The organism is Ruegeria sp. ABV3_008, from assembly GCF_056161185.1.
Genome location: NZ_JBSWYP010000016.1, coordinates 56,904 through 76,051 on the forward strand (window position 1 = coordinate 56,904; position 19,148 = coordinate 76,051).

Annotated in this window: 18 protein-coding genes and 1 tRNA gene; 7 read left to right on the plus strand and 12 right to left on the minus strand. The window is 58.2% G+C overall.

Features of this window, described 5'->3' with window-relative positions:
- Positions 1–11 precede the first annotated feature (11 nt).
- Positions 12–2,384: a 1-deoxy-D-xylulose-5-phosphate synthase N-terminal domain-containing protein gene (locus ACXAH8_RS20975; protein WP_475220493.1), complete on the plus strand. Its 2,373-nt coding sequence runs from the start codon at positions 12–14 to the stop codon at positions 2,382–2,384.
- Positions 2,385–2,691: 307 nt separating this feature from the next.
- Here ACXAH8_RS20975 and ACXAH8_RS20980 read toward each other — a convergent pair whose 3' ends face one another.
- Both ACXAH8_RS20980 and ACXAH8_RS20985 read right to left on the minus strand, forming a co-directional pair.
- Positions 2,692–4,257: a DUF6538 domain-containing protein gene (locus tag ACXAH8_RS20980; protein ID WP_475220494.1), complete on the minus strand. Its 1,566-nt coding sequence runs from the start codon at positions 4,255–4,257 to the stop codon at positions 2,692–2,694.
- 89 nt (positions 4,258–4,346) lie between these two features.
- Positions 4,347–4,422: transfer RNA gene (locus ACXAH8_RS20985), tRNA-Val, on the minus strand.
- 214 nt (positions 4,423–4,636) lie between these two features.
- Here ACXAH8_RS20985 and modA point away from each other — a divergent pair.
- The 3 genes from modA to modC are packed head-to-tail and all read left to right on the plus strand — an operon-like array spanning position 4,637 to position 7,211.
- A complete protein-coding gene (gene modA / locus ACXAH8_RS20990) occupies positions 4,637–5,416 on the plus strand; it encodes a molybdate ABC transporter substrate-binding protein (RefSeq protein WP_475220509.1) in 780 nt (259 codons plus the stop codon).
- Positions 5,417–5,421: 5 nt separating this feature from the next.
- Entirely contained in the window at positions 5,422–6,114 is a 693-nt protein-coding gene (gene modB, locus ACXAH8_RS20995) for a molybdate ABC transporter permease subunit (RefSeq protein WP_475220495.1), read from the plus strand.
- Positions 6,111–7,211, plus strand: a complete 1,101-nt coding sequence (gene modC / locus ACXAH8_RS21000) for a molybdenum ABC transporter ATP-binding protein (RefSeq protein WP_475220496.1) — start codon at positions 6,111–6,113, stop codon at positions 7,209–7,211. Before modB ends, modC begins: the two co-directional genes overlap by 4 nt.
- A 2-nt stretch (positions 7,212–7,213) precedes the next feature.
- On the opposite strand, the gene ACXAH8_RS21005 is transcribed toward modC, so the two are convergent.
- Both ACXAH8_RS21005 and ACXAH8_RS21010 read right to left on the minus strand, forming a co-directional pair.
- Positions 7,214–8,107 (minus strand): Hint domain-containing protein, encoded by an 894-nt coding sequence (locus ACXAH8_RS21005; RefSeq protein ID WP_475220497.1) that lies wholly within the window; start codon positions 8,105–8,107, stop codon positions 7,214–7,216.
- A 1-nt stretch (position 8,108) separates the two neighbouring features.
- Positions 8,109–8,621, minus strand: a complete 513-nt coding sequence (locus tag ACXAH8_RS21010) for a toxin-activating lysine-acyltransferase (protein WP_475220498.1) — start codon at positions 8,619–8,621, stop codon at positions 8,109–8,111.
- A gap of 130 nt (positions 8,622–8,751) precedes the next feature.
- Here ACXAH8_RS21010 and ACXAH8_RS21015 point away from each other — a divergent pair, with 130 nt between their 5' ends.
- A complete protein-coding gene (locus ACXAH8_RS21015) occupies positions 8,752–9,192 on the plus strand; it encodes a hypothetical protein (protein WP_475220499.1) in 441 nt (146 codons plus the stop codon).
- A gap of 3 nt (positions 9,193–9,195) precedes the next feature.
- Here ACXAH8_RS21015 and hemF read toward each other — a convergent pair whose 3' ends face one another.
- The 4 genes from hemF to clpS are packed head-to-tail and all read right to left on the minus strand — an operon-like array spanning position 9,196 to position 12,256.
- Entirely contained in the window at positions 9,196–10,080 is an 885-nt protein-coding gene (gene hemF, locus ACXAH8_RS21020) for an oxygen-dependent coproporphyrinogen oxidase (RefSeq protein ID WP_475220500.1), read from the minus strand.
- A gap of 2 nt (positions 10,081–10,082) precedes the next feature.
- Positions 10,083–10,883 carry an SDR family NAD(P)-dependent oxidoreductase gene (locus ACXAH8_RS21025; protein ID WP_170378722.1) on the minus strand — a complete coding sequence of 267 codons (801 nt, stop codon included), beginning with the start codon at positions 10,881–10,883 and terminating at the stop codon, positions 10,083–10,085.
- A gap of 35 nt (positions 10,884–10,918) precedes the next feature.
- Complete coding sequence (locus ACXAH8_RS21030) at positions 10,919–11,884, minus strand: class I SAM-dependent methyltransferase (protein ID WP_475220501.1); 966 nt, start codon at positions 11,882–11,884, stop codon at positions 10,919–10,921.
- A 27-nt stretch (positions 11,885–11,911) separates the two neighbouring features.
- Positions 11,912–12,256, minus strand: coding sequence for an ATP-dependent Clp protease adapter ClpS (gene clpS, locus ACXAH8_RS21035; RefSeq protein ID WP_475220502.1), 345 nt, complete (start codon positions 12,254–12,256; stop codon positions 11,912–11,914).
- A gap of 93 nt (positions 12,257–12,349) precedes the next feature.
- Here clpS and ACXAH8_RS21040 point away from each other — a divergent pair, with 93 nt between their 5' ends.
- Positions 12,350–13,051 carry an HAD family hydrolase gene (locus ACXAH8_RS21040; protein ID WP_475220503.1) on the plus strand — a complete coding sequence of 234 codons (702 nt, stop codon included), beginning with the start codon at positions 12,350–12,352 and terminating at the stop codon, positions 13,049–13,051.
- Positions 13,052–13,331: 280 nt separating this feature from the next.
- Positions 13,332–14,723 (plus strand): D-alanyl-D-alanine carboxypeptidase family protein, encoded by a 1,392-nt coding sequence (locus ACXAH8_RS21045; RefSeq protein ID WP_475220504.1) that lies wholly within the window; start codon positions 13,332–13,334, stop codon positions 14,721–14,723.
- 69 nt (positions 14,724–14,792) lie between these two features.
- Here ACXAH8_RS21045 and ACXAH8_RS21050 read toward each other — a convergent pair whose 3' ends face one another.
- From ACXAH8_RS21050 to ACXAH8_RS21065, 4 genes are all read right to left on the minus strand, one after another.
- Positions 14,793–16,040: a hypothetical protein gene (locus ACXAH8_RS21050; RefSeq protein ID WP_475220505.1), complete on the minus strand. Its 1,248-nt coding sequence runs from the start codon at positions 16,038–16,040 to the stop codon at positions 14,793–14,795.
- Between the two features lie 158 nt (positions 16,041–16,198).
- Positions 16,199–16,960, minus strand: a complete 762-nt coding sequence (locus ACXAH8_RS21055; protein ID WP_475220506.1) for a LamB/YcsF family protein — start codon at positions 16,958–16,960, stop codon at positions 16,199–16,201.
- Positions 16,961–16,972: 12 nt separating this feature from the next.
- Positions 16,973–17,971 carry a 5-oxoprolinase subunit C family protein gene (locus ACXAH8_RS21060; protein ID WP_475220507.1) on the minus strand — a complete coding sequence of 333 codons (999 nt, stop codon included), beginning with the start codon at positions 17,969–17,971 and terminating at the stop codon, positions 16,973–16,975.
- Entirely contained in the window at positions 17,971–18,717 is a 747-nt protein-coding gene (locus tag ACXAH8_RS21065; protein ID WP_475220508.1) for a 5-oxoprolinase subunit B family protein, read from the minus strand. The genes ACXAH8_RS21060 and ACXAH8_RS21065 overlap by 1 nt, the downstream gene beginning before the upstream one ends.
- Positions 18,718–19,148 lie beyond the last annotated feature (431 nt).

The following is a 19,148-nucleotide window of genomic DNA, read 5'->3' on the forward strand; positions in this document are numbered from 1 at the left end:
CGGAGACAACCATGCACATTGATCCCACCCAACTAAAGATCGTCGAACAGCGCCTGCTGTGGTTGTCTCATTGGATGATCCACCATGCCAACCATGTCCGACCAAAGGTGGATGGGATCAAAATCGGTGGCCATCAGGCTTCGTCTGCGTCGATGGTATCGATCATGACCGCGCTCTACTTCTCAGCCTTACGCCCTGACGACCGGGTTGCAGTAAAACCGCATGCGTCGCCGGTGTTTCATGCGATGCAGTATCTCTTGGGTAATCAGACACGCGAGAAGATGGAGAATTTCCGCGGATTTGGCGGTGTGCAAAGTTATCCCAGCCGGACCAAGGACATTGACGACGTTGATTTCTCGACCGGGTCTGTAGGTTTAGGTGTCGCGATTACCTCGTTTGCCTCGATCATTCAGGACTACATCAAGGCCAAAAGCTGGGGTTCAGACGCCCCGATGGGGCGTATGGTGGCACTTGTTGGCGATGCCGAACTGGACGAAGGCAACGTCTATGAGGCGTTGCAGGAAGGCTGGAAAAACGACCTACGAAACACGTGGTGGATCATCGATTACAACCGACAGTCGCTGGACGGTATCGTCCGGGAAGGACTGTTCGAACGGATCGAGAAAATTTTCGATGCGTTCAGCTGGGATGTCGTTCGTGTGAAATATGGTGTTTTGCAACGCGCGGCCTTTGAAGAGCCCGGCGGCGACCGCCTGCGTGATTGGATCGACGCTTGCCCCAACCAAGACTACTCCGCTTTGACTTTCATGGGTGGTGCGAATTGGCGACAGCGTCTTATGGACGATCTACGGGATCAGGGGGATGTGACCGCTCTGATCGAACGGCGCACGGATGCAGAGCTCGCAGCACTTATGGAGAACCTCGGCGGCAACTGCGTCGAGACCATGGCCCAAACATTTGCCGACATCGATCATGATCGCCCGACATGTTTCCTGGCCTACACGGTAAAAGGATGGGGCACCCCCATTGCAGGCCACAAGGACAATCACGGCGGGCTGATGAACAATAGTCAGTTTGCCGCGTGGCAGTCGCATATGGGCGTGCCAGAAGGCGAAGAATGGGAGCCGCTTGCGACGGTGCAAGACCGTGACGCGCTCAAGGGTTTTCTGGCCAGCACCCCGTTCTTTGCCAAAGGTCCGCGCCGCTATTTTGATGACAAGCTGGATGTGCCGACCATCGAGATCGACACCAGTCGCGAAATCTCGACACAGATGGCGTTTGGCAAGATACTTGACGATCTATCAAAAGGCGACAGCCCATTGGCTGAACGCATAGTGACGACCTCCCCAGATGTGACAGGCACAACAAGCCTCGGTCCTTGGGTGAACCGGCGTAAACTGTTCGCCCGATCCGAGCAAGCCGACGCCTTCATAGAACACCGGATCCCTTCGACGGCGAAATGGGAATTCACGCCGGAAGGGCAGCATATCGAGCTTGGTATCGCCGAAATGAACCTCATGTTGCTTCTGGGAGCGGCGGGTCTGTCGCATTCCCTGTTCGGTAAGAGGCTGATCCCAATTGGCACCGTCTATGATCCATTTGTGAGCCGCGGCCTCGATGCGCTAAACTACGCTTGTTATCAGGACGCGCGTTTTATGCTGGTTGGCACACCATCGGGTGTCACGCTCGCACCAGAAGGTGGAGCACACCAATCCGTTGGAACACCTCTGATCGGGATGAGCCAGGATGGTCTGGCCGCTTTTGAACCCGCCTTTGCCGACGAGCTGGCGGAGATCATAGAATGGGCATTTGACTACATGCAGCGCGACGGCGAAGGGCAACCGGATGAGCGCACATGGCTGCGCGATGAAACCGGAGGCTCCGTCTATATGCGCCTGACCACCAACCCGATTGAACAGCCTGGGAAACGCGTCGACGACGAGTTCCGTCAAGGTGCTATTGATGGGGCCTATTGGTTACGAAAACCGGGGCCCAATTGCGAAGTTGTAATTGCCTATCAAGGAGCGGTCGCGCCTGAAGCGATCAAAGCCGCCGGTATGATTGGTGAAGGCCGTCGCGACATAGGTGTATTGGCCGTGACATCCGCAGATCGCCTGAATGCTGGATGGACCGCTGCTCAACGAGCACGTTCGCGCGGTAATCGAGCGGCACGCTCTCACATCGAAACCCTGATGTCCGACCTTCCGTCACACTGCAAGCTCGTCACCGTTATCGATGGTCATCCTGCAACTCTATCCTGGCTCGGGGCAGTGCTTGGACATCAGACTGTTCCCATGGGCGTCGAGCATTTTGGTCAGACCGGAACAATCGGCGATCTATATCGCCACCACTGCATTGACGCAGATGCTATTCTGGAGAAAGTTAATGGGCTGACCCATGGCAGGACCCTTCACCGTGCATAAGTGGGCTGGATCTGGGCAATAATGTAGAGAACAAACAAGCACTGAATATAGACCAAGAAAACTATTGGGCCATGTAGACAGTGCTCTTAGGTTCAATGAACCTGCCGGATCTGAACTTGGCTGGTTTGATTGGCGATGACGCCCGAAAAAAAGGGCTCCTTTGATTGAAAATCAATAATTTGGCCCTCTGCACCGATCTTCGGGCGGCACGGGTCGGAGGTTCGAACCCTTTCACTCTGACCAATAAAACAAGGCGCACGAGAGCGCCTTGTTACTGGCTAGACTGCAACGAGAAATCTCGCATGAGCTACTTCAATATGTAGTGAGGTAGTCTGTTGATTGCGTCGATCTTGGTTTTCTGCGTCACGTCACCGTAGTCATCACCTGCCGTTTTCCCTGCATGGCCCTGAATGGCATCGACAACACGATCAGAGATACCAAGTTCACGGCACTGCGTTTTGAAACGGTGCCGCCATGCATGATTGGGCAGCAATCCTTCTGGCGCCAGCCCGGACTTGCTAAGCCATGCTGCAATCTGATTTGCGATACGCTTCGCCTTGCGTGAATAGTCCTCTTGTCTCGTGCCGCCATGGAACAACGGGCCGGGCTTCGCTGCTTCAACAAAGTCAATGAAGCCCTCGCTCATGATTTGGGGATGCAGCGGAGCGTCACGATATCCACCTGTCTTAACCGAACCGGCGTCGGGCGTAATCCGAATAACCCAATGCTGATCGATCTTGCGCACGTCTTCTTTGCGGAGCTGAGTAATCTCTGAGACGCGCGCACCAGTGAAGGCGCATATTATTGGTGCCCATCGTTTGGCGGCAACCAGATGTGATTTCTCTCTGATATAGCCACGCTCATCTTCCTTGGGTTGGTAGGATCGGCTTGCAAGCAAGACCTTATTTGCCTCGGGATCTACATATCCACGTTCCCGAGCGTGTTGTTTCTTAGGTTTTGCTTGCCGCACGTTGGCTGCCGGATTCTCATCCAGGAATTCATTCTCCACAGCCCACGAAAACAGTGAGCGGATTGTTGAGAGATACACATCGCTAACCGTCTTGGCCGACAAGTCACGCATCAGGTGATCACGCCACGCCAGCAGGTTTTTCTTTGTTACTCGTGTTGCGTCGTTGTGCTTTAAGTATTTGACCAACTTATCGATGACCGGCTGTTGTCGACCTGTGCCAGACCGCATGAACCCGGCTTGCTGGCGGTGCGCAACGTAGTCCTTCCAAAGCTGTTTGATGCTGACCGGCGTAGGGGCGTTTTCCGGGGGCTGTGCGTTCACAATGATTGGCGCTGTGGGTGTGCCCGTAAAATCCCCGTCATCGCGCTCTAGGGAGCGCGCAAGGGCCTCAAGCTCTGCTTGGCAAAGGGCACGGGCTATCGCTCGCCATTCGGTGCTACCCGGTGCCGCATCCACATTGCCAGCAGCCCGGAAGCGTTCAATCTGTGCGCCGACCAGTTCGCCCAGTTCAGCGTCATTGGCATTCCCGGCTATGGCAGCGCGCAGGCGGTCAACCAGTAGGTCATCAATGCCGACAGCAGAATAGCGTGGATCATTTCTGAGTTGATCATCAAAGGCCATGCGCTGGTGATAGTGGCTGTGTGCGATCTGACTCGGTGTTAGAGGGAAGCGGGCAGGGGCGTTTGGTGGTCGGTTTGGGTTCGCCTTTTGCTCTGACACCGCGATCTGATGCTGAATCTGCGTAACTGCGCCCGGCAAAAGTTTGAGCGCTTCGCGGTAGTCACCACCCAGAGCGATGCGCAGCTCGGTCTTTCCGAGGATTCTGCGCAGGTCTTTCGGAACCACAACACGTGCATGATACCGCCCGCAACGGTTGACGAGGTGACGAATCTTACCTGCCATGGAAACACCTTTTGTAACCAAAGTTGTAACCTTCAAACGGACATAACGCCCTGTTTGCAAGGGTTTTCTTTTGTTTCAAAAGGTTAGGGTGGTGGGTGATGAGAGACTCGAACTCCCGACATCTTCGGTGTAAACGAAGCGCTCTACCAACTGAGCTAATCACCCGTGACGGTGCATGTAGCCAAGCCTGAGGGCGGGTGCAAGAGGGTTTGCGCGAATTTCTTACCTTTCTTCGGGTGGCGCGTCAGCTATGGCTGTCTGTACCGCCAAAGGCATCACTGCACACCCGATTGAAGGCAAAGTCGGAAAGGCGCTTGCGCGGGGCCTGTTGCCTCCGATATCCCCAGAAGGGACCGAAACCCCTCAGGCCGGAGAGGACATGGCCCGACACTCCCCTTGCCGTTTTCTTGTGGCAGCGCTGGCGCTTGGCGCGTTTTTGCTGGCTCCGCTTCGGGCCGGGGCAGATGGGATTTTGGTGTTTGCGGCGGCCAGTCTGAAGACTGCTTTGGACGAGGTTTCGACCGCGTATCAGCGCGAAACCGGCAACGATGTCACGATTTCATATGCCGCGTCCTCGGTTCTTGCGCGTCAGTTGCAGCAAGGCGCTCCGGCTGATCTGTTCATTTCAGCGAATGAGGATTGGATGGATGTGTTGCAGAAGGATGACGTAATCAAGCCCGAAAACCGAGTCGCCCTCTTGGGCAATGGGTTGGTTCTGATCGGAGCCGCACCCCAGACGCATATTGGCGAGGTCTCGGCGGCCTATGATCTGTCCGAACAACTTGAGGGCGGCTTTCTTGCCATGGCGTTGGTCGATGCCGTCCCCGCAGGAATCTACGGTAAGGCCGCGTTGCAGAACCTTGGCCAGTGGGACGCGGTGCAGCATCAGATTGCTCAAACCGACAATGTGCGCGCGGCGCTCGCTTTGGTCGCGACCGGGGCGGTACCGATGGGCATTGTTTACAGGACGGACGCTCAGGCTGACGCGCGGGTTGGTGTCGTCGGCATCTTCCCAGAGGACAGCCACCCGCCCATCATCTATCCGGTCGCCGAGACGTCCTTTGCCAAGCCAGAGGCGCAGGATTTTCTTACCTTTCTCCAGAGCGAATTCGCGTCGGATGTGTTCAAGGGGCAGGGGTTCTCTCTGCCTGGACGGTGAGCCTTATGGATTGGTTAGGTCCTGCCGAGAATGAGGCGTTGAAATTATCCTTGCGGGTGTCGTTCTGGGCAACGCTGGCGACTTTGCCCTTTGGGATATTCGTGGCTTATGCTTTGGCGCGCTGGCGCTTTCCGGGACGACAGGTGTTGAATGGTCTGGTGCATTTGCCCCTGATCCTACCACCCGTCGTCACCGGCTACCTGCTGCTGCTGACTTTCGGCATTCAGGGTCCTATCGGGCGCATATTGGCCGAGTTCGGGATCGTTGTTGCTTTCCGGTGGACGGGCGCTGCGATGGCGGCTGGGATTATGGCGTTCCCTTTGATGGTGCGGGCCATCCGTCTGTCGATCGAGGCCGTTGACCCTCGACTTGAACAAGCGGGAGCTACGCTGGGCGCCTCACGCCCTTGGGTGTTTGCGACGGTGACATTGCCGATGATCCTGCCGGGGGTCATCGCGGGGTCCATTCTGGCCTTTGCCAAGGCGATGGGCGAATTTGGGGCTACGATTACCTTTGTGTCGAACATTCCAGGCCAGACCCAAACGCTGCCATCCGCCGTCTACGCCTTCCTGCAGGTGCCGGGGGGTGAGGCAGCGGCGACCCGGTTGGTCGTCATCTCGATCATCATCGCGATGGGGGCCTTGCTACTGTCAGAATATATCGGGCGCCGTGCGGCGGCGCGGGTGGCAGGATCATGAGCTTGTCTGTTAGCCTGCGCCACAGCCTTGCTGGGCTGGATCTGGACCTCAGCTTTGAGGCTCCGCCGGGTGTGACGGTTCTGTTCGGGCGCTCAGGGTCGGGCAAGACAACGGTGGTAAACGCCGTGGCGGGTCTGTTGCGACCCGAGGCCGGGCGCGTCGCCGTGGATGATTGGGTCCTTTTCGACACGGACACCAAGCTTTGGCTGCCGCCGCACAAACGCAGGCTCGGCTATATCTTTCAGGAAGGACGTCTGTTCCCTCACCTGACCGTGCGCCAAAACCTGTCTTTCGGGCGCTGGTTTGCTCCGCGGTCTGCAAAGCGTGAGGACCCGGACAAAGTGATCGAGACGCTGGGCATTGGTCACTTGCTTGACCGTCGTCCGGCTGGTTTGTCCGGGGGGGAGAAGCAGCGGGTCGCGATCGGACGCGCCTTGCTAGCCAGCCCACGCCTAATTCTGGCCGACGAACCTCTGGCTGCGTTGGACGAAGGCCGCAAGGCCGAAATCCTGCCTTACTTTGAGCGTCTTCGGGATGAGGTCTCAGTTCCAATTCTCTATGTCACGCATTCCGCGGCCGAGGTCGCACGTTTGGCGACCTCGGTTGTTGCACTGCAGGATGGCAAGGTGGCGCGCCATGGTCCGGCCTCTGAGGTGCTGGCCGATCCGTCCGTAACCCCTGCGGGTGTGCGCGCGGTTGGCGCGGTGCTGCAGGTGCGTGTGCGGGCGCATCACGAGGACGGGTTGACCGAGTTGGATGCGGGGGGAGAGTCTCTGTTTCTGCCGCGTATCCCGCATCAAATCGGCGCAGAGCTTCGCATTCGTATCCCCGCGCAAGAGGTGATCTTGTCCAACCAGCCTCCGGCAGGGCTGTCGGCGCTGAACGTTCTGGCGGGCACGGTCGATACGATCCGCGCCGGGGACGGGCCGGGTGCGATCATCTCGATGGATACGTCGGCAGGTATCGTTCTGGCGCGGATCACCCGCCGTTCCGTCGCGGGGCTTGGCCTGCAACCGGGCGTGCGATGCTACGCGGTGATCAAGACGGTTGCATTGGCGCCGCAGGATGTGGGCGGGCGGATCGGCCCAACAGGTTAGAGTCAGGCCAAGGCACGGGCCTCATGTTCGCGCAGGATCATGCGGGCAGCGCGGCCGAAGCCGGTGGAATTATCCGGGGTATGGTCTGGGAAGATTGAGGCCAACTCCTGCAGCCCTTCTGTGGATAGGGAATGCAGCGCTTCGTCGCCCAAAAAAAGGCTCTCTGCCAATGCACCTTCGGCGGTCAGAATCTCATGCTGATCCAATAGGATATGCAGGTATTGGACCGGCTGGTCTGAGGTGTCGACGAAGATGCCCGGCCATGAACACAGGTGTTTTGCGGCGACCAGAACCTCGGCGGCGCCAAACAGCAGCTCGACTTTCGGTCCTTGAATCAGGACGCGATGTTGCTGCGAAACCAGAAGATCGCGCGAGGGTATTTCGGGCCCAAGGCTGCCGCGTAGGATACGCACGGGCCGCAGATCAGGGTCACGACGCAATCGCTCGGGTGGGATCGGGCTGGCCTCGATCCACCGAATAGGCTGCAGCCCATGATCTTTGGTCTGGACCAGATCGCCGACTGTCAGAGCCTCGACGAGCTCTGATCCGGTTTCGGTTTCGATCAGCGTCCCAGCAGTGAAGCAGACGCCTTGAATGGAAATGGTGATGGTCGCCTGACCAAAGAAGAACCCGTCAGATCCCTGAATGATGAACGTGTCGGTCGCGATCTGGTTGAAGTCGAGGCTGTCAAAAAAGGTGGGATCGACCGTGTAGGTCCATTCGCCGGTATCCGCGTCTATCGTAGCCGTCCCATTGGCCGGAGGGGTCGCGATTGCCCAATTGTTGACGTCGAACGTTCCCGGAGTGTCGCCAAGAATGACCTGACCAGTGGCCACGTTTGGCGGTGAGCCAGTGACATCCCCTGTCAAATCACCCGTGACCGGAACCGAGACCATGCTAGCCCTCGCCTTGTTCCAGCAGACGTTTGAAATCCTTCTTACGATAGAGCTTCATGTGGACCTCGCCCGCGGCATCCCGGCTCCATTCTACGATCCGGTTTTGGCCCATGTCACCAACCAGACGATTCGTTCGAACGCGAGGGTGTGGTATTTCTGCCTTGAGAATGTCGACAATTTCATTGGTCTGCCCGAACGGCGCAACCAGATCGACGATCCAGAACGAGGACCCGCTGGTGAAATCCGCATCCTTCAAGGGCTTTTCCTGAATGGCATATCTGTTTTCAGCCTCACGGCTGAGGCCAGCAAAGGTTACGAACCCTCTGGGAAAGCCGTTCTGGCGGAAGATGTGATACTGCCCCAGCCGCAACGGCGTTTCAAAGGCATAGAGAACCTGCGCCAAACTGCGTTTCTGATGCGTTGGAGTCAGGCCCGCCAAATAGAACATCGCTCCGAAATCGGCGTATTTCTCTGGCGAGAGGTCAAACCAGTCTTGTGGAAATGTTTGGCTCACGGGGACACCAGACTTGCAATAAATATCATGATGATATGCGCCGCCGTGTCAGTTGCAAATAAGTATTTTGATGTGTTTGCGGTCTGTTGCCGAGCCCCCTCTCGACCCAACCTCCAATTGTGTTACTCTCATGGAACAGAGTTTATTTCAGGATGTTCAGATGATGCGTGTTGCCAAACTCATTGCAACCTCGGCGTTAATTTTAGCACCCCAGCTTGCGCAGGCTGTCGGCTTCGGTGTCCGGGTAGGGCCACAAAACCGGACCCAGATCACCCCGCTAGAGGGCGGTATCTATGAGGTCAAGGCAATCGGATCATCGGCGCCAGTGAACTACTGGTGCGGGATCGGTGATTTCGCGATACGTACGCTGGGTGTACCCGGTCCGACGCGAATTTATATCTATCGCGCTTATGAACCGGGCGTGCGCACGGTTCAATTCTCACTGACACCACCACCTGGCGCGGATACCGATCCGGGCTATTCCATCACGGTCAGAAAGGTCGGAGAGAATATGTCCGCGACCTCAGCGCAGGCCTATTGCTTTGACAACTTCATGGATTTTGGGTTCTGAGCCTCAGACCCATTTCGCCATGGGCGGCAAACTCATCAGCACCGCATCCGGATCGTGGCCTGTCTCAAGCCCGAATTTGGTGCCGCGGTCATACACAAGATTATACTCGGCATAGAGGCCCCGATGCACCAGCTGAGTGTCTTTGTCCGCGTCTGAAAAGCTCTGAACCCGGCGTTTTTCGACCAACGGCAGGAACGCGGGCAGGAAGGCTTTTCCGATGTCCTGCGTCAGGGCGAAATCCGCCTGCCAGTCATCGGTGCAGTAGTCATCCATGAAGATACCACCAACACCGCGCGCGCGTTTGCGGTGGGGGATGTAGAAATACTCATCCGCCCAGTCCTTCAGGCGCGGATAGTGGCTTGGTCCGTGCGGGTCCAGATGCGCCTTCTGGGTCGCATGAAAATGGGCGGTATCGTCGTCATATTCGATGCAGGGGTTCAGGTCCGACCCGCCGCCAAACCACCAGGCATGTGGTGTCCAGAACATGCGCGTGTTCATATGAACAGCGGGTGCATGCGGGTTTTGCATATGGGCGACCAGAGAAATGCCGGAGGCCCAGAACCGTGGATCCTCGGTCATGCCGGGAATGCCCTTGCGCGCTGCCATGGCCTGCTGTGCGCGTTCGCCCAACGTGCCGTAGACGGTTGAGACATTGACGCCGACCTTTTCGAACACGCGCCCGCCCCGCATCACCGACATCAGCCCGCCGCCTGCGTCCGAGCCGTCCTCGGACTGGCGTTTGGTTTCTTTAACTTCGAAACGTCCGGGGGTTGCGTCGGCAAAGGGGCCGGTGTCGTGGCTATCTTCCAGCGTCTCAAAAGCGGCAACGATATCGTCGCGCAATTGGCGGAACCAGGCTGAGGCGGTGGTTTTTTCGGTATCAAACATGGTTAGTGCGCCGGGGCTGCGACGGGATCCAGCAAGGTGCGGCCGCCGTCAATTGTCAGGATCTGGCCAGTGATAAACCCTGCCGCGTCCGAGGCCAGAAACTGCGCTGTTTCCGTCAGTTCGGTCGGGGCTGCGATCCGGGCCAGAGGGGTGTGTTTCTCGATATCGTCGCGGAAATCACGGTTTTCTTTCAGCGTCGATTGCAGCGATGCGCTCATCACTGACCCCAGCGCGATCGAGTTCACGCGGATACGGTTGGGGGCCAGTGCAACCGCCAGCGAGCGGGTCATTTGATCCAATGCTGCGGTCGAGACTGAATATGCCATCAGATCCGGATGGGTGCGCCGTGCTGCGATTGAGGACAGGTTGATGATGGACCCCGCCGGGTTTTCCTCATCCTCGCCGGATTGTTTGATCATCCGCTTGGCCACCAATTGGCTGAGGCGCAAGGCGGGCATCAGGTTCTGGTTCAGCAAGGTCCGGACCGAGTCGTCATCGGGGTCTAGCGGGTCAGACGGGATCACCTGACGCGCGCCGTTGATCAGAATGTCGACCTGATCGAACGCATCCAGCGTGGCCGAAAGCAGGTTGGCAATGGTCAGTTTTTCGCGCAGATCACCTGCGAAATATCGGATGTTGCCGTCATCTGCCTGCTCACCCAATTCCTCGGCCAGCCGTTTTTCATCCATATCCGCAAAGACGACATTGGCCCCGGCATCTGCAAAATGCCGGCCGATGGCCAACCCAATCCCGTTGGCCCCGCCGGTTACGATCGCTGTCTTGCCAGCTATGGAAAAGGACATCCGAATCCTCCTGATTTGGGGCAGGTTAGCCGGGCTTAGGCCCGGGGGCGAGAGGCTTGAAACACCTTGAACCGATTGTCACCGGCCACTTCCTGAACTTGGGCGAAGGATTCGGCCAGTGTTGCCTCATAGGGCAGGTGGCGGTTGGCAACCATCCACAGGGTGCCGTTGCGGGTCAGGTTCTTAGCGGCGGACTTGATGAAGCCCTGCCCCAACGCCGGATCGGCACTGCGTGAGGTGTGAAAGGGCGGGTTCATGATGACGGTGTCGATAGGCTCGGGCGCGGTCCAGGTCACCGCATCCGCCCAGTGAAACTGAGCACGCATATCGGGAACGTTTGCTTGCGCGCATGTCAGCGCGGCGTGATCCGCCTCAACCAGATGAAGGGCTTTGAGGCGGTCGTTATTCAATAGACCCGCCGACAGATACCCCCAACCTGCGCCCAGATCAGCCACGCGCGGGCTGATCTTGTCCGGCAAGGACTGCGCCAGAAGGGCCGATGCCGGGTCGATCCCGTCAGCGGAAAACACACCCGGAGCCGTCATGTAGCCATCGACGCTTTGCTTCTCGGGTGCTGCCCAATCGGCGAAGGCCTCGGCGTCGGCCTGAAACCAGAAGATCTTGCCATGGGCCTTGGAAATAGGGCCTTCGACGGCAACACGCTTGCGGACGTCTTTCAGAATGCTGTCGACACCGTTGGTTTTGGTCCCATCAACGACGACAGTCCCGCTGGCATAACTGCATGCCTGCTGGACAAGCGACCGGGCCAGCGCCTTGGCGCGCGGCAAGAACACAAGCGCGTCGCTGCAAGCGGCGTCAAGCACCGGTTTGGTGGCAAAGCCCTGACTAGCGAAATGATCGTGGAAAGGTTTGAACGGCTGAATCACCTGCGCCTCGCGCGGCAGGGCTGACAGGTCCTCTTCGGGGGTCGGGCCGATAACGACCAGCGGTTGCGACAGGGTCAAACCGCTGTTCAGGGCAAGATCAAGACGAGGGGACATGGTAAATTCCGGGCGACCCGGCCTGCGTTATTCTTCGCGTTCCATCGTGCATTGCAGCGGATGCTGATGCCGACGCGCGAAATCCATCACCTGACCCACCTTGGTCTCGGCAATCTCATGGCTGAACACACCCACCACTGCGACGCCCTTTTTATGCACGGTCAGCATGATCTCGAACGCCTGCGCGTGGGTCATGCCGAAGAAGCGCTCCAATACATGAACCACAAACTCCATCGGGGTGTAGTCATCGTTCAGCAACAGCACTTTATACAGCGGAGGGCGCTTGGTTTTGGGTCGCGTCTGCAGCAGGACGGACGAGTCGCCGTCGTCGTCATCCGATTTGTCAGACATCATCCAGTAGTTTTCCAGCATCGCGCGCAACTGTCCGATTCAGGCATTGGGTTTATCTGAGGGCTTATATAACGTTGACGCCGTCAGAATAAAGAGGCAGCGGACCCTTTCGGAATGGACAGTAAACTGACCACAATCGCTTTCGATGCGGATGACACGCTGTGGCACAACGAGCGTTTTTTCCAACTGACACAGGCCCATTTCGCCCAATTGCTGTCAGACCACGCCGAACGCGAACTCCTGATGGAGCGTCTGTTGGCCGCCGAAAAGCGAAATATCCAGCACTACGGCTATGGAATCAAAGGCTTTGTCCTGTCGATGATCGAAACGGCGATCGAGGTGACCGAAGACCGGGTTCCAGCCTCGGTCATCCGCCAGTTGATCGACGCGGGGCAAGAGATGCTGGCCCATCCCATCGAACTCCTGCCCCATGCGCGCGAGGCGGTTGAGGGCGTGGCCGAGACCCATCGCGTTATTCTGATCACCAAGGGTGACCTGATTGATCAGGAGCGCAAGCTGGCCCAATCGGGGTTGGGGGATTTGTTCGACGGGGTTGAGATTGTCTCGGAAAAGACGGCTGAGACCTATCGGACGATCTTCGAACAGCATGGCGAGGGCCCCTCGACCGCGATGATGGTGGGCAACTCAATGCGGTCGGATGTGGTGGCGCCGATTGCCGCCGGGTGCTGGGGTGTTCATGTCCCGCACGGGCTGGTGTGGGAGGTCGAGCATGCCGAAACACCCTCTCACCATCCCCGATTCCGCGAGCTGTCGGATCTTGGCGATCTTTCGGATCTGGTGCGTGCCTTGGGCTGATGTTGCCGTTCGGCCTCAGTTCCAGAAAAAACCGCGCAACCTTTGCCTTGTTCCTGTCATTATCGCTCATCTGGTAGGTCGGCCTAGGCAATTCGGCTATATATAGAAGGGGTCCCCGCCCCTCACGATGCCGGGAAAACCCCAGCTTTTGGTTTATTTTGCCGGGGTACTGTGTTAGCCTTATCCATAATAAATAAATTTCATCCGACCGGGAAAACCCGGCGGAACGAGGCAGACAGAGGCAAAGATCGTGCAGAGTCGGTGGACAGTCCCGGCCCGGATGGGCTTATTCCTCACAGCGTTTATGTTGGTGCTTTCTTTCGCGCCGCTCAAAGCTTTGGCCGCGCCTTACGCGGCGATGGTGATCGACGCACGAACGGGCGAGGTCTTGCACTCGCGCAACGCTGATACCCGCCTGCACCCGGCCTCACTGACCAAAATGATGACCCTCTATATCGCGTTCGAGGCAGTTCGGAACGGAGAGATCACGCTGGATACTCAGGTTCGCATCACGCGGGCAGCAGCGGCCGAGCCTCCGTCGAAGCTGGGCCTGCGTTCGGGCCAGACGATTGCGTTCCGCTACCTGATCCGCGCGGCAGCGGTGAAATCGGCCAATGATGCTGCAACGGCTATAGGGATTGCGATCAGCGGGTCCGAGGCCGCCTTTGCCCGCCGCATGACGCGCACCGCCAAAGCAATGGGGATGAGCCGCACAACCTTCAAGAACGCGCATGGCCTGACGGAGTCGGGGCATATGTCGACAGCGCGTGATATGACCACGCTAGGGCGGCATCTACTCTATGATTACCCGCAATATTACAACCTGTTCTCGCGACAATCGACCAATGCCGGGATCAAGACGGTTCCCAACACCAACCGCCGCTTGTTGGCCGCGTATAAAGGCGCGGATGGGATCAAGACAGGCTATACCCGCGCGGCGGGCTTCAACCTCGTTGCCTCGGCCAAGCGCAAGGATGAGCGCATTATAGCAACGGTCTTTGGTGGCAAATCAGGTGCCTCGCGGAACGCCAAAGTGGCTGAGCTGTTGGATCTCGGGTTCCGCCGCGCCCCGTCCCGCGCCCCGATCCGCCGTCCTGCGCGCCCGGCTTACGCGGGCAATGCCGGTTTGGGTGGCACGCAAGTCGCCCGTTTGACCGGCGCACCCAAGACCAGCCTGCGCCCTGCAATGCGTCCGACAGCGACGACACAGGTTGCAAGCGCGGTTGTTGACACCGCCGATGAAAACCGCGACCGCATCAAAGACGGGATAGCGGCTGCCATTGCACAGGCGGATATCGCGCCGACTGCACCACCGGTCGAAAGCTCGGATACACGTCCGGCCCTGCGGCCTGAAAATCTGGTGCTGGCCTCGACCCAACCGGCCGAGCAGCCGGAGCCGGAACAAGAGGTCGTCACACGGCTGTCCACCTCGGGCGGGCATCTGTGGGGCGTGAATGTTGGCCGCTACACCACGCGCTATGAAGCCGAGAAGGTGCTGCTGAAAACCGCTCTGTCCGAGATGACAGCGCTAGACGGCACGTTGCGCAAGGTCAATCAAAGCTCCAAAGGGTTCGAGGCCACGTTCCAGGGCATGACTCGCGAACAGGCCGATCTGGCATGCCGCCGCCTTCAAGCGCGCAATGTCACCTGTTTCATGATCGGGCCGTCATAAGACCCGACATATACTCTCCTGATGGGTCTGGGCTGCGAAACCTCGCAGCCCTTTTTTCATGAAACCTGTTCAGTCGAACACATGACCGTGCTCGTATTGTTCATCCTGCCCGGCGGCGGCGGTCAGCGCCGCGACATTGTCCTTGGTGAAGAACCCGTCGTACTGGTGGCACCGTTCGATGTACTCGGTGATCAGCAGCGTGTTCTTTGAGTGCTTTGAAAAGATCTGTTTCAGGTTGGGATCGTCTTTGCATTCCCCCACCACATGGGCCAGGAACGGCACGCCTTTGTCTTTGAGCGTATTTACGACGAAATCCACGTTCTTTTCGCCCGCGCCATGGTCACCGTCCTGAATCTCAACCGCCATGTGATGCAGGCGCCGGCCGAAGTTGCGCACGAAATCCTCGGTCGGCATGGGCAGCTTGGCAAATGAGTTTACGAAGGACGGCGTGTTGTTTGCCGTAAACACCTTGGCCGGGGATTTCTTGTCGTCATCCACATTGGCGTTGCGATTCACATTGGTCGACGAATTCATGTCGAAGATGTTGTACGCCCCCCAGAAGTAATAGGGCACCATCGTCAGAAATTCGAGGATCGCATCTTCCCGCTCGCCCGCCAGCACACGTGTGGCGAGGTGGTCGATCCCCAGCATCAGCGGCGCGATGTTCGAGTCGGTGCCGAAGGCTGCAGCCTCTTCCAATCGAGCTTTCTCGGTATCGCTCAGCAAAACGCGATCGCCGAGGCCCAGACTGTCGGGGTCGTTGAAATCCAGCGTGGAATAGCCAACGCGGTTGCAGGTGAAATCCGAGGGCGTGGTAAAGCGAAACCCATCCAGCGTGTAGAACGGGTTTTCCGTATCACCTGCGTATTCAAACCGGATGTTTTGTTCTTCGAGAGTTTTGCTGAGCTCTTTCAGATCGCATGCGGCAAAGACCTCCCCCACGTACCGAGTTTGCGGGGTCGGGCGGGCCAGCGGGTACATCCGGTTGATGCGCGGGATGAAGTCCTCGAAACTGTCGCTCAGCGGGGCCATCAGGATCAGCGCCGGATAGTCGGGATGCGAATGCAGGACCGCGAACTTGTGTGTCTGTCCCAGATAGCTGGCCGAGTGGCGGTAGGGCGTCATCACATAAAGCTCGACCATCGTATCGAACAGCGCCGTGGATTCGACCTGGATGACAATCGCACGCATCGGGCCGACCTGATCCGCGACGCCCGAGCTGGTCCTGCGTTCGTAGATCATCGGAAGGTATTCGTGAAAGAAGTCCGAGTTCTTCTTGTCACCGCGGGGTGTGTAAGACATCAGATCGAAAGACATGTGCGCCTCCTTGCCGGGCATCTGGCGGCGAGCGCGGGGCCAGCCAATAGCGTTGCTAGAAATACGGTATTCAGAACATGCACTTGCGGGCATGCTATGCGCTCAACCGAATTCAGGCAACAGCGATAGGATAGGGACCCAGGATTACAGGCAGATGTCTATCGGGTGAACTTTGTCACCTCGACCCCGCCTTCGATCAGGTTTTCCCGGACCGACCGGGCGATCTGTACGGCAGTCGGGCCGTCCCCATGAAGACAGATCGTGTCGATGGACGTCTCCAGCCGCTTGCCGGATTCGGTGATGATGGCCCCTTCGCGCACCATGTTCAGGATGCGCGGGCCGGCGATTTCAGGGTCGTGGATCACCGCGCCGGGCAGGCTGCGATCAACCAAGGTACCATCGTCATTGTAGGCTCGGTCGGCGAAGATCTCGCCCACCCATTTGCAGCCAAGCTCTCGAACGGCCTCTTCCTGCTTGGTGACCGCCAGCACCATGATGATGATGTCCGGGTCGACATCCAGCGCCCCCTGATAGCAGGCCCGCGCCATGTCGAGGTCGACCGAACACATATTGGCCAAAGCGCCGTGCAGTTTCAGATGCCGCACCTTTGTGCCAGTGGCTGCGGCCATACCCAGTGCCGCGCCCAGCTGATAGCGCACCAGATTGCGCAGGCTGTCATGGGGCACTTTCATATTGCGCCGCCCGAATCCCTGAAGGTCGGGAAAGCCGGGATGCGCTCCGATGCCTACATTATTCTCGGCCGCCAATGTCATGGTTTTGGCCATCACATCCCAGTCGCCAGCATGAAACCCGCAGGCGATGTTGGCGGATGTAATGATCTTCAGCAGGCTTTCGTCATCGCCCATCTTCCAGGGGCCAAAGCTCTCGCCCATATCGGCGTTCAGATCCACGCGCGGCATCAGATAGTCTCCTTAGTCGGTGGCAGAGATCACTCCGCCGATCAATTGGTAGGACAACAGGTCCGGGATGTCATGAGGGTCGCGGACCAGAGGCTCCACGCGGCCAGGAAGGCGCGCAAGATCCGCGCGAAACGCAGCATCAATCTCTACAGCCTGTTCCAGAGTCACGAATTCAAACCGAACCGTCCCGCCCGCCGGGGTCTGCGCCGCCGTTGGCATGTCGCAGGGCAAGACGGTTGCAATCCGGGGGTAGCCTCCGGTCGTCTGGCATTCGGGCAGCAGAATGAAAGGGTTGCCGGTGCCGGTCATCTGAATGTCGCCGGGCGTGATCACCTCGGACAGGATATTGAGCTGATCTTTGGCCGCAAAGCCCGGTCCGTCACTTTCCAGCTGCATACCCATACGGTTGGCCCGCGCGCCGCGCGTGAACTCTGTCTGTGTAAAGCGATCCAGCGTTTCATCGTTGAACAACGCGGTTTGAAAGCTGGCGACGACGCGAAGGGTGCCGTCGTTGAACCGGCCCGAAGGGGACAGCTTCATTCTACCATCGCCCGCAGTCTTCCCGGCGGGCAACACATCACCCACCGCAACGGCGCGACCGATCTTTGCCGTCAGATGCGTCGCACGCGAGCCGAGGAACAGTTCGGCCTCAATGCCGCCCTCCAAATGCAGGTAGCCGTAGTTGCCCTGAACGGTCGCACTGATCGTCAGCGTTGCCCCTTGCTCAAGAACATGGGATGCGTTCCACACGATCGGGGAACCGTCGATGTTCGCCTGCATCGTCGCACCGGTCAAAGCTACCCTTGTGCGTTGCGTCGCCTCGAACGTGCCACCCATACCGGCCATTTCCAGCGCGGCCAGATCGGGGCTTTGGCCAAGCAAGGCTGCGCCTTCATGCAGCGCCAGAATATCCGCGGCCCCTGACCGGGACAGGCCCTGATCCAAGTAGCCGATGCGCCCCTGATCCTGAACCGTACAAGCCGGTCCAATTCGGTGAACCAACAGAGTCATCAGGCGATCTCCTGGCAGGTTGCGCCACCAAGGCCGTCGTCATTATTGGCGCGGATTGCCTCAAGTTCTTCACGCGAGACAGAGGTGAACTGAAGCTCATCACCGGGGCGCAGGGTAAATGCTTGATCTTTGTCAGGCTGAAAGCAGCGGAACGCCGTTTGTCCAACATGCCGCCATCCAGTTGGCGTCGGGCCGGAGAACAGCACAAACTGCGAGATCGCCAGAACGAGGGCGCCCTCGGGTACCATGGGCGTCAGCTCCTGCAGGCGCGGTATGTTGAACTCGGGTCCCAGTGGCCCGAGATAGGGTTGCCCCGGTGCAAAACCGATGGTCAACACCCGCACTTGAGTTTGACTAAGCCGCCGGACAGCCTCGGCCGGGTCCAGCCCGGCAACATGTGCGGCATCCTCCAGCTGTGGGGCAAGGTCCGTGCCATATACGGTCGGCACCTGCCATAGTCTTCGTCCGCTTGGCAGAGAGGCACTATACCAGTCCTGCTGGTTCAGGATCTGCTGCAGATGACTTGTGATCTCAAGATGTGAAGCCACCTGAGGGTCAAAGCGCAGATATGCAGATCCCAGAGAGGCTGATGTCTCTATAATCCCGCGCAGCGCAAGGTCGTCCACCTGCGCCCGAAACGCCAAGGCCGCGCGGTTTGCGGCCTCATCCATCTTGTCTGCAAATGTCACCAAAGCCCCGTCGAGCCCGACGGTGCGCACCAGTGGGTAGGAAAGACCTTCAGTCATAGGTGGGCCGAGATTGGATCGTGTCTTGTCATTCGGGAACCAGACCGCATCCCAATGAAATGCGCAAGTACAGGAAAGAGTGATCTACACCGACGCGCAAAACGTAGTTTTTGACGCCTGTAACCGGATTCGACTCGCGGGTGCGAGTCGGGCTTTATTGTATCCAGGAGTTAACTTGGCCCAAGATGTTGTGGTTTGCCATTGTGGGGTTCTGGTCGGGCCATGGTGTTCCTTGGATGACGCGCCTGAATCTGGCTGTTTTGGCGCTTGAGATCTTTCTATAACTTGTTGATTTTATTAATGTAAATAAGAAATAGCAAAAAAATACGCCGATATGTAATTTTCCACTTGCGGCTTTGTGGGGTAAACCTTAGAACCCCCTTCACCGGCGCTGCTGAGGCGCTGGGGCGCTGCTGAGGCGGCGGGGACGC

Coding starts and splice junctions, on each gene's coding strand:
- ACXAH8_RS20975 (WP_475220493.1), top strand. CDS start 12: ATGCACATTGATCCCACCCAACTAAAGATCGTCGAACAGCGCCTGCTG.
- ACXAH8_RS20980 (WP_475220494.1), bottom strand. CDS start 4,257: ATGGCAGGTAAGATTCGTCACCTCGTCAACCGTTGCGGGCGGTATCAT.
- modA (WP_475220509.1), top strand. CDS start 4,637: ATGGCCCGACACTCCCCTTGCCGTTTTCTTGTGGCAGCGCTGGCGCTT.
- modB (WP_475220495.1), top strand. CDS start 5,422: ATGGATTGGTTAGGTCCTGCCGAGAATGAGGCGTTGAAATTATCCTTG.
- modC (WP_475220496.1), top strand. CDS start 6,111: ATGAGCTTGTCTGTTAGCCTGCGCCACAGCCTTGCTGGGCTGGATCTG.
- ACXAH8_RS21005 (WP_475220497.1), bottom strand. CDS start 8,107: ATGGTCTCGGTTCCGGTCACGGGTGATTTGACAGGGGATGTCACTGGC.
- ACXAH8_RS21015 (WP_475220499.1), top strand. CDS start 8,752: ATGGAACAGAGTTTATTTCAGGATGTTCAGATGATGCGTGTTGCCAAA.
- hemF (WP_475220500.1), bottom strand. CDS start 10,080: ATGTTTGATACCGAAAAAACCACCGCCTCAGCCTGGTTCCGCCAATTG.
- ACXAH8_RS21025 (WP_170378722.1), bottom strand. CDS start 10,883: ATGTCCTTTTCCATAGCTGGCAAGACAGCGATCGTAACCGGCGGGGCC.
- ACXAH8_RS21030 (WP_475220501.1), bottom strand. CDS start 11,884: ATGTCCCCTCGTCTTGATCTTGCCCTGAACAGCGGTTTGACCCTGTCG.
- clpS (WP_475220502.1), bottom strand. CDS start 12,256: ATGCTGGAAAACTACTGGATGATGTCTGACAAATCGGATGACGACGAC.
- ACXAH8_RS21040 (WP_475220503.1), top strand. CDS start 12,350: ATGGACAGTAAACTGACCACAATCGCTTTCGATGCGGATGACACGCTG.
- ACXAH8_RS21045 (WP_475220504.1), top strand. CDS start 13,332: ATGGGCTTATTCCTCACAGCGTTTATGTTGGTGCTTTCTTTCGCGCCG.
- ACXAH8_RS21050 (WP_475220505.1), bottom strand. CDS start 16,040: ATGTCTTTCGATCTGATGTCTTACACACCCCGCGGTGACAAGAAGAAC.
- ACXAH8_RS21055 (WP_475220506.1), bottom strand. CDS start 16,960: ATGCCGCGCGTGGATCTGAACGCCGATATGGGCGAGAGCTTTGGCCCC.
- ACXAH8_RS21060 (WP_475220507.1), bottom strand. CDS start 17,971: ATGACTCTGTTGGTTCACCGAATTGGACCGGCTTGTACGGTTCAGGAT.
- ACXAH8_RS21065 (WP_475220508.1), bottom strand. CDS start 18,717: ATGACTGAAGGTCTTTCCTACCCACTGGTGCGCACCGTCGGGCTCGAC.